Annotated in this window: 13 protein-coding genes; 8 read left to right on the forward strand and 5 right to left on the reverse strand. The window is 55.1% G+C overall.

Annotated features, from left to right (window positions below; all coding sequences use genetic code 11):
• Window positions 1–25 precede the first annotated feature (25 nt).
• Genes FRD01_RS02770 through FRD01_RS02785 form a run of 4 tightly spaced genes read right to left on the reverse strand, consistent with a single transcriptional unit; the run spans window position 26 to window position 2,598 of the window.
• On the reverse strand, window positions 26–520 hold the full coding sequence (locus FRD01_RS02770; RefSeq protein WP_146957437.1) for a DivIVA domain-containing protein: 495 nt from the start codon (window positions 518–520) through the stop codon (window positions 26–28).
• 46 nt (window positions 521–566) lie between these two features.
• A complete protein-coding gene (gene proC / locus FRD01_RS02775; RefSeq protein ID WP_146957439.1) occupies window positions 567–1,343 on the reverse strand; it encodes a pyrroline-5-carboxylate reductase in 777 nt (258 codons plus the stop codon).
• A 2-nt stretch (window positions 1,344–1,345) separates the two neighbouring features.
• Window positions 1,346–2,017: a YggS family pyridoxal phosphate-dependent enzyme gene (locus tag FRD01_RS02780; protein WP_146957441.1), complete on the reverse strand. Its 672-nt coding sequence runs from the start codon at window positions 2,015–2,017 to the stop codon at window positions 1,346–1,348.
• Window positions 2,014–2,598: a Maf family protein gene (locus FRD01_RS02785; protein WP_249755949.1), complete on the reverse strand. Its 585-nt coding sequence runs from the start codon at window positions 2,596–2,598 to the stop codon at window positions 2,014–2,016. The genes FRD01_RS02780 and FRD01_RS02785 overlap by 4 nt, the downstream gene beginning before the upstream one ends.
• A gap of 73 nt (window positions 2,599–2,671) precedes the next feature.
• Between FRD01_RS02785 and FRD01_RS02790 the strand changes: the two genes are divergently transcribed.
• Together FRD01_RS02790 and FRD01_RS02795 are read left to right on the forward strand one after the other, a co-directional pair.
• Window positions 2,672–3,103, forward strand: a complete 432-nt coding sequence (locus FRD01_RS02790) for an NUDIX domain-containing protein (RefSeq protein WP_146957442.1) — start codon at window positions 2,672–2,674, stop codon at window positions 3,101–3,103.
• Window positions 3,100–5,733, forward strand: a complete 2,634-nt coding sequence (locus FRD01_RS02795; RefSeq protein ID WP_146957444.1) for a HEAT repeat domain-containing protein — start codon at window positions 3,100–3,102, stop codon at window positions 5,731–5,733. Before FRD01_RS02790 ends, FRD01_RS02795 begins: the two co-directional genes overlap by 4 nt.
• On the opposite strand, the gene moeB is transcribed toward FRD01_RS02795, so the two are convergent.
• Entirely contained in the window at window positions 5,723–6,817 is a 1,095-nt protein-coding gene (moeB, locus tag FRD01_RS02800; protein ID WP_146957446.1) for a molybdopterin-synthase adenylyltransferase MoeB, read from the reverse strand. The two genes, FRD01_RS02795 and moeB, sit on opposite strands and share 11 nt — an antisense overlap.
• Window positions 6,818–6,931: 114 nt before the next feature.
• On the opposite strand from moeB, the gene FRD01_RS02805 reads away from it, so the two are divergent.
• From FRD01_RS02805 to ruvA, 6 genes are all read left to right on the forward strand, one after another.
• Window positions 6,932–7,558: a hypothetical protein gene (locus tag FRD01_RS02805; RefSeq protein ID WP_146957448.1), complete on the forward strand. Its 627-nt coding sequence runs from the start codon at window positions 6,932–6,934 to the stop codon at window positions 7,556–7,558.
• Between the two features lie 70 nt (window positions 7,559–7,628).
• Window positions 7,629–8,243 carry a hypothetical protein gene (locus FRD01_RS02810; protein ID WP_146957450.1) on the forward strand — a complete coding sequence of 205 codons (615 nt, stop codon included), beginning with the start codon at window positions 7,629–7,631 and terminating at the stop codon, window positions 8,241–8,243.
• Entirely contained in the window at window positions 8,240–8,869 is a 630-nt protein-coding gene (locus FRD01_RS02815; protein ID WP_146957451.1) for an SDR family NAD(P)-dependent oxidoreductase, read from the forward strand. The genes FRD01_RS02810 and FRD01_RS02815 overlap by 4 nt, the downstream gene beginning before the upstream one ends.
• An 82-nt stretch (window positions 8,870–8,951) precedes the next feature.
• A complete protein-coding gene (locus tag FRD01_RS02820) occupies window positions 8,952–10,907 on the forward strand; it encodes a serine/threonine protein kinase (protein WP_146957453.1) in 1,956 nt (651 codons plus the stop codon).
• 8 nt (window positions 10,908–10,915) lie between these two features.
• Entirely contained in the window at window positions 10,916–11,425 is a 510-nt protein-coding gene (gene ruvC, locus FRD01_RS02825; protein WP_146957455.1) for a crossover junction endodeoxyribonuclease RuvC, read from the forward strand.
• A 3-nt stretch (window positions 11,426–11,428) separates the two neighbouring features.
• A complete protein-coding gene (ruvA, locus tag FRD01_RS02830) occupies window positions 11,429–12,031 on the forward strand; it encodes a Holliday junction branch migration protein RuvA (protein ID WP_146957457.1) in 603 nt (200 codons plus the stop codon).
• Window position 12,032 lies beyond the last annotated feature (1 nt).

Raw genomic sequence — 12,032 nt, forward strand, 5'->3', positions numbered from 1 at the left:
CCTTTTTCTTTGCCTTAAAAACAGACTAGGTCGCCAGATTCGTCTCTTCTTCGATGGCGTCCCACTCTACTTCAGACGTTTCGAACTTCTCGACGAAAGCCAAATGCGTCTCGAGAGTGGCCTTCAACTCGGCCAACACCCGCACCCGACGCTCTTCAAGCACTCTCACCTCGGACTGAGCTCGGCTGATCTCGTCCTCACACTCAGCGAGAATCTTTTCCGCCTTAATTTCGGCATCCGCCACCAAGAGTTCTGCCTCACGAGTCGCCTGGTGCTTGAGGTCCTCGGACATCTGACGGGCCATGTCCAGGGCGTCCTGCAGCGTTCGCTCACGCCGCCTGTACTCCCGAACCTCAGCCATCAGCTCATCACGTTCTTTTTGAGCTTGTTTGGCATTCATCGCGAGGTGGTCCCATTCGCGAGCCACACCCTCCAAAAACTCTCTGACTTGATTGACGTCGTATCCGCGAACTCGGCGTTCAAACTCTTGTTTGATGATATCGTCGCTGCTGAACTTCATGTGGCCTCCTGGCAATCATCCGACGTCATTGTAACGCAAGAGACTCTCAGGACAATTTTTCTGCCATGGACTTCGAGTGTTCTGCTGCGACAACTACGGCACGATTGAGCGCATGGCGAAACCCAAGCTTTTCGAGCTCAGCGCACGCGGCGATCGTGGTTCCACCAGGACTTGCAACCCTGTCTTTCAAGACTTCAAAATGAGTACCTGTCTGGCTCGCGAGCTCCGCTGCCCCCAGCACGGTTCCAATAGCGAGCTTGGTCGCCACGTCTCGTGAGAGCCCCATCTGCACGCCCCCGTCGGCCAAGGCCTGCATCGCAATAAAAATATACGCGGGCCCACTCCCACTGAGGGCGGTCAACGCATCAAACTCTGACTCACCTGAGAGCACCACGACCTCCCCCGACATCTCGAAGAACGCCACGACTTCATCAGAAACTGAGTCTGAGAAGAGTCCGGTCATGCCTTTCCCCACGAGCGCCGGGGTATTGGGCATGGCTCTTACCACCTTAAGCCCTTGCCATTTTTTTGGAAGCCACGCCTTAAGCGACTCAAGCCGGACTCCAGCAGCCACCGAAACAACGATGTCGCCCTCCTGAAACTCAAACTCGGAAAAAACAGCTTCCAGCTGATAGGGCTTGACCGCAAAGACCACCACGCGCGGCCCACCTTTTGACGTCTCGCTCGCTCCCAGGCTCACGAGTCGGTCTATCTTGTCCCGGCTCCGGCTCCGCACCACACAATGCGCGCCGGCCTTGAGCGCACCTTCGACAAGCGCACTCCCCATATTTCCGCAGCCGACCATCCAATATTCTATCGACATACTTAACCTCGTTTGCCAAAAATTGCGGTCCCGACCCGAATATGAGTAGCACCAAGTTCAATTGCCGTCTCAAAATCTGAGGTCATACCCATCGAGAGAATATCGAGCTCCGGCATCTCTTTGCGCGCGGAATCGAAGAGCCCTTTCATCTCTCGAAAATAGGGTATCGCCTCGCGATCAAAGGGCGGAATCGTCATAAAGCCGCGCACCCTAGCCCCTATCTCGCTCGCCTGCGTCACGAACTCCAGAGCTGCGTCTGGTTCAATGCCTCCCTTAGCCTCATCATTTCCGGTGTTGACCTGAACCAGAATCTCCGGCGCGACCTCACTTCGCTTAATAAGCTCTTTGACTGCCGATTTCGAGTCGATGGAATGAATCAGGGTTACCCGATTCGCGAGGTATTTCGCCTTATTACTCTGTAGCCCACCGATGTAGTGCCACCGAATACTATCTGGCAACTCATCGACCTTATCTCGCCACTCTTGCACATAGTTTTCGCCAAAATCGCGCTGCCCCACTTCCCATAGGGCCAGAATATCGGCCACAGGCATCGTCTTAGACACCGCGATCAGGGTAATCTCATCCGGGCTTCGCCCTGCTCGGCTTGCAGCTTCAGAGATCCGACCCCGAACTTCCTCCAAATTCGCCACCAGCTCGTCTTTGCGATTCTTCATTTCGACTCACTCTCCAGCGCATTCAACATTCTAACGACATGCGAAATTGGAAGCCCAACCACGCTATGAAAACTGCCTTCGATCTCTTCCACAAGAAGCCCACCGAGCCCCTGAATTCCATAGGCTCCGGCCTTATCCATTGGCTCACCCGAGTTCACATAATCAGCGATGGTCTTTGCGTCTAAGTCCCAGAACTTGACGCGCGTTGTCACACTTTCAACTCTCAGTACATCCGCACGATTCCAGCAAAAGCTCGTGATAACCTCGTGCCATCGCCCCGAAAGCAATTTCAGCATCGACACCGCGTGCTCAAAATCGCCTGGTTTCTCCAAGATTTTTTCGTCTTGTACCACGACCGTATCTGCTGCAAGCACCCAGAGATCCGAGTCCAAATTGCTCGAAACGCTGCGAGCCTTTTCCTCGCAAAGCCGCCGTGTGTAGGCCATTGGACCTTCGTTTTCGTCCGGAATTTCAGGGATATCGGACGGACGCACATGCACTTTGAAGCCCATCTGTTCCATCATCTCCCTGCGGCGCGGCGAGCCGCTTGCCAAAATAATTTCGCGTGAGTGTAAAAGCATTGTGTGCTCTCTTGAGTTTGTGCTCAGCGGCAAGGTAGAGTGTGGGTCGCTGCAATGTCAAACGAGGCGTGACGTGTACAAGAATCCCTATCCCACCGTGGATGTGATCATTGAGAATAATGGGAAAGTCCTTCTCATCGAGCGCAACAATGAGCCTCTTGGCTGGGCCTTGCCCGGTGGATTTGTAGACTATGGCGAGAGCGTAGAGTCCGCAGCACAACGAGAAGCTGTAGAAGAAACCTCGCTCGAAGTCGAACTCTTAGACCTCTTCTACGTCTACTCAAACCCATCGCGAGACCCGCGACAACACAATCTCAGCGTGGTTTTCCTCGCCAAATCGCTTACGCCGCTCGACGAAATGAAAGCCAGAGATGACGCACGAGACGTGCGATTTTTTGGCTTCAACGAGCTGCCTGCTCTCTGCTTCGACCACGCCCGTATCCTGCAGGACTATCAGGAGTTCCGGCGTAGCGGAAACAAACCAAGACCCGGTGAAGGCCGTTGAAACTCATCGTTCTTCTAGCCCTCATTTGGCTCCTCCCGTCGAGCGTCCTGGCTCAGGAAACCCGTTTTTCCGAGAGTTTCGACGGTGTGCGTCCGTCAATCGAGGTCACACTTCAGCGCATTCCCAGGGAATCGGGTTGGCAAGCTCGCCTACTCGTTGGCTCTTCGGCTCGAGAAGCCGCATCTGCGCAGTTTCCGGAATGGGCCGGTGCACCCTACTACGATTACGACGTTGAGCTGCGCTCGCTCGGCGGCGTCAGTGTCTTACTTTTCGAAGCAATTCCGGCCACCGGTCGAGACGCCCCCGGCTCCGCGAGCTCATTCCAAGCGCTCTTTGCGCAGCGAGGACGCTCGTGGACACTTGTCACACAAACTCGTTATTCCCTTTTGGACGGCGGGATTCGTCTGGAATGGAGCGACAACGGCGAGCTCATTCGCAGAACCCAAGATGCAGGGGCTTTCTGCGCCGCACCCTCCTTGAACGCGGGCTATCAACGCTTCATCCCTACGAGCCTGACCTTTTCGAGCGCCGTCGACACTGACCTCATCGAGTCAAACGCCACAACTGAGGCCAACACCCTCGTACCCGACGCCCCATTTGAGCTCGAACCCTATAACTACTCCTTGTGGTACGCTGCGAGCTCGAACCAGCGCAATCCAGACGATTCGGTCACGGCGATTCGCCCCACCGAAGTCGGTGACCTAAACGGAAGCACAGCGTGGATCAGCGGGCGCCCCGGGGAAAATCGCGGCCAGTTCATCACCGCCAGACTCAATCCTGCCCTCAAACTCAAAGGGCTGAGAATTTTTCCGGGACACGGCGCCTCGGAGAGCGAATTTCGAAAGCATATGCGCCCCAAGAAATTGCTCATTTCCACGGACTCCGGCGGGTTCATCGCGAACCTACCCGAGGTGGACTACGACACGCTGACGAACCTCGGCGGAGTCCAGATTCGATTGCCCGAATCCGTGAGGTCGCGCTGCCTGAGCTTACTCGTTCTGGAGACATACCCGGCACTCGATCGGAGCGACCCATCGAGCTCGCGGACTATCGCGATCGCTGAAGCGACGCCGATGACTGAGCTTCACGGCATCCCAGCAGACGTGGCCGCTCTCGTTGTGGTCGAAATGCTCCTGAAACAAGACGACCCCGGCAACACCAGGCGACTCGCCCAGCTCACCTCACCTATCGGTCCCGAGCTCGCTAAAGTTCTAGACTCAGTCATCTCTCCGGGAAACGCTGAGGATATCGCCCTCGTCGCGCCGCTCTTGCGCTATCTGCCTGCCGAAGAGGCGGTTCCGATTCTCTTCGCGCTCTTTAGAACGCTACCCGCCGACCATTCTGCCTACCCACAGGTCAAACGCTCCATGGTCGCCAATGCGGAAATGTCGAGGAACTACCTTTCGTCTTTGCCACCGTCAGAGCTGGGGCCGGAGAAACGGATCGATCTCATTCGAATGATTGGACGGGTTGGCACCGTGGTAGACATTCGGAACCTGATTGAAAACCTCGGTGAAGACGACAAGCAGCTGAGGCAAGAGAGAATTCGAGCGGTCGTTCGAGGCGGAGAAGAAGTATTGCCGGAACTATTCCGCTTCATCGCTACGAGCAAAGACGCTGAAGCTCGAAATGATGCCTTCCAGGCAACCTACTCTATCGCTCGCAAGAAGTATTATGCAGCACCCAGTCATGTCCCCGGCTCCGAAGTTTTGACTCAAGAGTTGAATCGCTCCGAGACAAGCCCCCGACAACGAATGCTCATTTTGACCACCCTGAAGCATATCGCCCCATCGGGTGGATTGGACGAACTAATCAAAATCTTGAAGTCTGCCCAGAACCCCTTGGAGAGACGAGAAGCGGCATCCTCGTTAGGGCACTACACCCAACGAGAAGCACGGGTCGCGCTTGAAGAGGCTCTTAGCGATCCCTCGCCGGACGTGCGGATTGAGGCAATTGTCTCGCTTTCAAAACGAGAAGACCTGAGCTTTTCGCAAGCTGCGATCTTGGATTTTGTAGACCAGGACCGATGGCCGGAGGCACAAACCGCGGCGTTCGCTGCGCTCGCCACAATTGGAAGCGCCACCGCGATGAGTGTGCTCGAAGAAGAGCTTTTGGACGAACCCGCATCGGCGAGCGCGACACGAGCAGCCGACGCCATTCGCCGAGCCGACCGTCCCATCAATGTATCGGTGGCGAGCAGTGTGATTTCTGCACCCGCCGTACCCTTCCTGACAAAGCGGCACATCGTAGACGCGCTTGGAACCACCCCAGGCAATGAATCCTTTGGTGCGTTGACTCGAGTGGTGGACGCAAAATTCGAGGAACTCGACGAGAAGCGACAAGACAACCTTCGCACCCGAGCGATTCTCTCCATCGGTCGTCACGGCACGCCTCAGGCGCGTAAATTCCTCTTTGAACTGCTTGAGGACAAAGACCATCAACTCTCAGCGCTTCGCGCACTCGCCTTCTTCCAAGATCCGGCGCTCATCGACGAGTTACGCGAGTTTCAACGGATCAATCCTGCGCTCGAAACCGAGATCCAAGACACCATCACAATGATTGAGCGAAGGCTTGACGTTGAAGGAATCAAATCGGCCTTTGAGGACGCGGAAGAATTTCTCAGTGAATAGACGCACACACCGGGCATTCTGGATCACGCCCGATTTTCACTTCACGAAGCCTCGTGGTCTTGGCGTCGAACATCAGTAGACGCCCTATCAAAGGCTCCCCAAATCCAACGACGAGCTTCAACGCCTCCAGAGCCTGAAGTAGCCCCACCACGCCCGGAACAACACCCAGAACCCCGGCCTCCTGACATGAAGGCGCCAACTCAGGCGGTGGTGGCTCGGGATAGAGACAACGGTAGCACGGCCCCTTCCCTGGAATGAAAGTCGTTGCCTGCCCCTCGAACCGATAGACCGACCCGTGTATCAACGGGATTCGATGACTGACGGCAGCATCATTCAAAATGTAGCGCGTGGAGAAATTATCGCCTCCATCGAGGATGGCATCCCAGCCGAGACCTAGAATCTCCGCCACGTTCGCGCCGTCGAGACGCGTCTGAAACTTCTCCACCTTCACGTCAGAATTTAGCGCTCGAATCGCGACTTCGGCAGAATCAACTTTGCGCATGCCGAGCCTAGACTCGTTGTGAATCACCTGGCGCTGAAGGTTGGACTTATCCACGATGTCTGAATCGATAACACCCAAACACCCAACGCCCGCTGCGGCGAGGTAAAGCCCGGCCGGGGAACCGAGTCCGCCAGCACCAAGCATGAGAATACGGGCGGATCTCAGCTTAGCCTGCCCCGCCTCCCCTACCTCGGGGATGCGCAAATGGCGCGAATACCTCACGCGTTCATCGGCCCCTAGCTGCACCGGAATCTCAATCTCGCGTCCTTCTGATTTCCATCGAGAAAACCCACCTTGCAGGACCGAGACATTGGTGTAGCCGAGTTCCTTCAACGAAAGCGCAGCCAATGTAGATCTGGCATCTGTCGCGCAATAGAGCGCAATCGCGGCGTTTGCGGGGGCATGTGCCTCGATTCGCATCTCAATCACCCCTTTAGGAATGATAAGAGCTCCTGGAATCACTCCGTCGGCAGTCTCGTCTTGCTCTCGAATATCGATGACCAAACGACCACCTGGGAGCTCCGCCGGCTCCACAAAGTTCAACTTAGTCTTGAGCTCTTCAATTTTCTGACGAATCGACATGGAACACCTCCGCCGCTACTTCTACTCTTTGGGCCCTTCTGGATTCAACCGTGGATCGACATTCACAAAAATCACTGCTAGAAGACCCACAAAACAGTTGTTAGGACTCAACACATGATCGATTTACGAACATTTACCTACATCGACATTCTGCAGCCCAAGCTCGCTGGCTTCCTCCAGACCGTGTCTGCTGGCTATCAACCCCTTGAGAGCCAGGCAGCACTCTTCGTCGAAGTCGCGCCCGGAATCTCGATCAATCAGGTGACCGATGTTTGCCTTAAAGCCACCTCCGTAGAGCCGGGAATGCAGGTGGTTGAGAGAGCCTTTGGTGTTTTGGAAGTCCACCACTTTGACCAAGGTCAAGTGCGAGCTGCCGGTGACGCGATTCTGCAATATTACGGAATCCAAGAGTCCGACCGACTCAAGCCTAGAATCCTCACAAACGAGATGATTACTGGCGTTGCGGGCCACCAATCCATGCTCATCAACCGTATGCGACACGGTGATTTGCTCGCCGAAGGTGAGACGCTCTACGTGATGGAGTGTCACCCAGCAGGCTATGCGATGATCGCGGCCAATGAGGCTGAAAAGGCGAGTCCAATCAATCTGCTTGAGATGATGTCGATCGGTGCTTACGGGCGCTTGTACCTTGGCGGATCCGAAGAAAACATCCGTGAAGCCGCACGCGCAGTGGTCGAGTGCCTCGAGTCCATCGACGGTCGAGCAAATCCGGGCCGCTAACGTGCAACGCCCGTTGACATCAAACATCTATTTAAGGCAAAACCCTTGACGCTCAGCGCAGGAGACGCCCGTGGCCAACGCAAATGTCATCGAAATCGAAACGTGCTTAAAAGAGGCACTCAAGTTTTGTGAAGAACACCAAGACCTGGAGTTCATCCGCTTCTATCATCCTCGCCTTGAGCGCGCGAAAAAGCAGTTCGAGGACGCCGTAAAAGCCTCTGACCTCCATTGGCTTCAGTGGCAAAAGGAGTCTCAAGAGGACAAAATCGTTTGGAAGCACATGGCCAACGAATACCTCGCGGCGCAGCGTGCGTTGGTGAGACAAAACGCCGTCGGATATCCAAACGTCCGCGTCCGACACTGGGACGAAGAGGCGTTGCTTGGCTATGTCGAAGAGATGATCGCGTATCTTGATGAACACAAGGCTGATATCGAAGACGCTGGCGTCATGTCCGAAAAGTTGCAGCGCCTTGTCGGAAAAGCGCTCAAAGAAAATAAGGACGAGAGCGAAGCGTTTAAGAATTATCAACGCTACGCCACACAACGCTCGAACGCCTTTGGTGTCATCGGTTCTGCGCTCTGGGAGTTTCGCGGCGCCATGCGTCGACATTACGGCAAACGAAACCCGACCTATCTGAGCATTCGATGGCCCATGACCCTCAACTCTGACGAAACTGTCCTTTGAAAAAACGCGCCTGGATATCTGGCCACTCTCGAGGAATCGGGAGTGCGCTCTATCAACTTTTGGAATCACAGGGATGGATTGTCGGTGGAGGGTCTCGCTCCACAGGCGTTGATATCACGGACCTTTCAAGTGTCGAGGCTTCGATCGACGAGTTCGCGAGAACCCATGGCGGCCTTGATGCCGTTGTCCATTGTGCCGCCATGCTCGGGCCCAGGGCTGAGCTAAGTGATGTTTCAACCGAAGAAATGCGTACAGTTCTAGACGTCAACGTCTTAGGAACCTTTCACGTCATCAAGGCAGCGGGCCCGCGATTTACCGGCGCCGCCCAACTCTTGCTCCTCTCTTCATCTGTAGGCCGCCGTGGACGTGCAGGCTGGGGGCCTTATTCTGCCTCCAAACACGCACTTGAGGGATTGGCCGACACCATTGCCGAAGAGATGCCGCAAGTACGCGTGCTCTCATTAAATCCGGGTGGAACGGCCACAGATATGCGCGCGGAAGCCTACCCAGATGAAGACCCCAAAACCTTGCCCAGTGCCGAAGAAATCGCGAAGGTCATCTTCGACTTGATGAATGACGCGAGTCACAAATCCGGCTCGAAGCTCGATTGTCGCGATTTTCTCTAGGACGCGGCGGGCCTTTTAATTGATACGTGCACAATTGGCCGAAGTCGGTACAATCTAGTGTGATTAGTTCGATGCGGTAGAGATGAGTCAGCTCAAAACACTTGGCCCCTACACTTTGCTGAGGCGTATCGCCGTCGGTGGCATGGCCGAGTTGTATCTTGCTAAGAAAACGGGCGGACTCGGTGGGTTTGAGAAGTTCTACGCTTTGAAGGCGATCCTGCCGCACCACATCGGCGATGAAGACCAAGAAAAGCTGATGATCGACGAGGCGCGGCTCACCTCGCAGCTTCGCCATGACAATATCATCACGGTCTTGGACCTCGACCGCGACCAGAACCGAATGTTCATGGTGATGGAATACGTGCGCGGCCATGACCTCAGCGTCTTAGTCGACAAACTTCGTCACGCGCGTGGAATGCTCGCGTTGGAGATTGCAGCGTACGTCACGCGGGAGATTTGTGCGGGCCTGCATTACTTACACTCTCAAGTTGGGGCAGATGGCCAGCCGCTGAACCTCATTCACCGCGATGTATCGCCTCAAAACGTTCTTATCGGTATGGATGGAGATGTAAAACTCATCGATTTCGGCGTTGCAAAAGCTCGTGGCAAAGACCGAGTGGAAACCAAGACCGGTATCATCAAAGGGAAGCTCAAATATATGGCTCCCGAATACGCGACCGGGAACCTCCAAGACGCTCGCAGTGATATCTTCGCCGCTGGTTTGATCCTCTACGAGCTGATTACCGGCTCACCGGCCTACGACGAGACGCAGGTCTCACCCGCGGAGTTTTTAGAGCGAATCAAATACGCTCGTGTTCCTCATCCCTCTGAGCTGCGCTCGGATATACCGGACGACTTGCAGAAGATCGTCGCAAAATCATTGGCCTTGCATCCTGATAAGCGCTACCCAAGCGCGCTTGAGATGCAGCACGACCTCTCAATCTATCTCTCGCGAGTGGCCCCCCACTTCTCAAAGTCTCATTGCTCGGTCTATTTCCAAAGCGTTTTCCAACGTCTTGGAATCGAGCCCGAGCTGCCTTCAAACATAAGCGCTGACCGAAGTTCGCCGGCCAAACGTCCCGAGCGTTCCATTGAACACGCCCTAGATGAACAAGGCCGCGTACAGCTCGTAGCGGAGGATCTTGCGCAAGCCGTCGAGAAGACCGGTGAGCTGCAGATCCCCATGGGTCATGATTTAGAGCCGACCTCGCAACTTCAAGCACTCGCCCGTGATCCGAGTGCACCGAGAATTGTCACGCTATCCAAATTTACGGAGCTCTACAAAAGCCCTGATGAAAGCGGTATCGCGGCCGTTGAACCACGAGAGATCAAAGTAGAATTTGAGCCAATTCCGGTGAAGATCGAGACGGCGGAACTCGCACCTTTGGAACCCATCTCTCATGAAGATGAGTTCGACTATGAAGATGCCGAGACCGGTCGCCTTCCGGCGGATGCGTTGAATTTCGACGACGGTTTTGACCATACGGATCGACTTAGCCCTCCTCCAACAGAGCCCGTTAGCCGAGTTCAACCCAGCGCAATACCCGTGGCGAAAATCCCTATTAGGCCGCCGCAGAAAGAGCAAAAGCCCGCCCAATCTGGATTCAATAGTCTCGGCGCTCAGGGTAATTTTTCAGCTGCGCCTCAACCGTCCACCACTGGAAACCAGCCCTTCGGGTTTGCCTCGGGCGGCTCTGGAGCATTTCAGTCCCCACCGCCGGCAGCTAGCCCGTTTCAACCTCCGACAACCACCGGCTTCCAGCCCACCGGTTCAGGACAGTTCAATCCAAACCCTTCGACAACAGGCGAGTTTCAACAGGCACAGCCTGAAAAGTCGGAAGATGAAAAACGGGCGGAAACGCTACTGAGTAAGCAGCTCGAGGGCGTCAAGCAAGGCACTCACCGCCCATTTCGCATCACCGATGCAGATGTTGAGGAGTTCGAGAAGCCGAACATCCACAGCCGAAAACTCAAGAGTATGATCGCGCTCATGATCCTCGTCATCGTTGCTGGAATCACCCTTATGATTCTGGTCTAGGGGACGTCATGCGCGTGATTGGAATTGACCCTGGAAGCCGCTACACCGGGTTCGGTGTGGTGGAAAAAGTTGGCCAAGAGTTGAAGCACGTGGCCAGCGGACGCATCAACGCATCAGCGCGCACGCTGAGTTTCGGAGCCAGACTAAGCCTGATCTACGCGGGCCTCGACGATGTCATCGCCGAGTATCTGCCGGAGCACTCAGCGATCGAGTCCATCTTTGCGGCCAAAAACGTCTCATCCACCATCAAACTCGGTCAAGCACGCGGTGTAGCGTTGCTGGTCTTAGAACACCGCGGCCTCTCTCCTACCGAGTACTCCCCTGCGGAAGTGAAAAACAATGTCACTGGACACGGTAGAGCCTCGAAGGCTTCCGTTGACATTATGATCCGAAGGCTCCTAAAACTGCCTGATGAGGCCAATATCAGCGAGGACGCTGCTGATGCGCTCGCCGTTGCGTTGTGCCATTGCCAGCTCATCGGCTTCAAACAAAAGCTGGAATCGCCAAACCGGAGCTAACCCTTGATTGCACGTCTAACAGGACATATCACCGACGAGGCCCTGGACCATTTTGTGGTCGATGTAAATGGGGTCGGCTATCTGGTGCATTGCCCGATCGGCACAGCCCAGCGAGCCAAACGCCTTGAAGATGGCCGCTCGACCCTCATCATTCACACCGTGGTTCGTGAGGATGCATTCTTGCTCTACGGGTTCGCCAACCAAACCGAACGCGAGATTTTCCTAAAAATCATCGCGATTTCCGGTGTCGGACCCAAGCTCGCAAGCGCCATACTTAGCGATATGGACGTCAATGAAATCCTACAAACGGTGCAGTCCGAGAATGTACAACGGCTGACCAAGGTCAGTGGCGTAGGAAAGAAGACCGCACAACGGCTCATCTTGGAACTCAAAGGGTCACTGCAAAATTGGGCACCCGAAGATAACGTGGCGCCAAAACCCAAGGCGGCGGCCTCCCGGCTCGAGGACGACCTCAAGTCGGCTTTGTTGAATTTGGGCTATAAGCCTCTTTTGGTCGATGATGTGGTCGACAAACTCAGTCCAATACCTGAAGATATGAACAGTATTGAGCCGTTGATTCGACAAGCTCTGAAGCTCCTTCAATAAG

It is taken from the genome of Microvenator marinus (assembly GCF_007993755.1).
Taxonomy (GTDB): domain Bacteria; phylum Myxococcota_A; class Bradymonadia; order Bradymonadales; family Bradymonadaceae; genus Allomicrovenator; species Allomicrovenator marinus.

What these genes read in the sequence shown, in the direction of transcription:
- FRD01_RS02780 (WP_146957441.1), bottom strand. Translation starts at nt 2,017, where the DNA reads ATGAAGAATCGCAAAGACGAGCTGGTGGCGAATTTGGAGGAAGTTCGG.
- FRD01_RS02785 (WP_249755949.1), bottom strand. Translation starts at nt 2,598, where the DNA reads ATGCTTTTACACTCACGCGAAATTATTTTGGCAAGCGGCTCGCCGCGC.
- moeB (WP_146957446.1), bottom strand. Translation starts at nt 6,817, where the DNA reads ATGTCGATTCGTCAGAAAATTGAAGAGCTCAAGACTAAGTTGAACTTT.
- ruvC (WP_146957455.1), top strand. Translation starts at nt 10,916, where the DNA reads ATGCGCGTGATTGGAATTGACCCTGGAAGCCGCTACACCGGGTTCGGT.
- proC (WP_146957439.1), bottom strand. Translation starts at nt 1,343, where the DNA reads ATGTCGATAGAATATTGGATGGTCGGCTGCGGAAATATGGGGAGTGCG.
- FRD01_RS02770 (WP_146957437.1), bottom strand. Translation starts at nt 520, where the DNA reads ATGAAGTTCAGCAGCGACGATATCATCAAACAAGAGTTTGAACGCCGA.
- FRD01_RS02805 (WP_146957448.1), top strand. Translation starts at nt 6,932, where the DNA reads ATGATCGATTTACGAACATTTACCTACATCGACATTCTGCAGCCCAAG.
- FRD01_RS02820 (WP_146957453.1), top strand. Translation starts at nt 8,952, where the DNA reads ATGAGTCAGCTCAAAACACTTGGCCCCTACACTTTGCTGAGGCGTATC.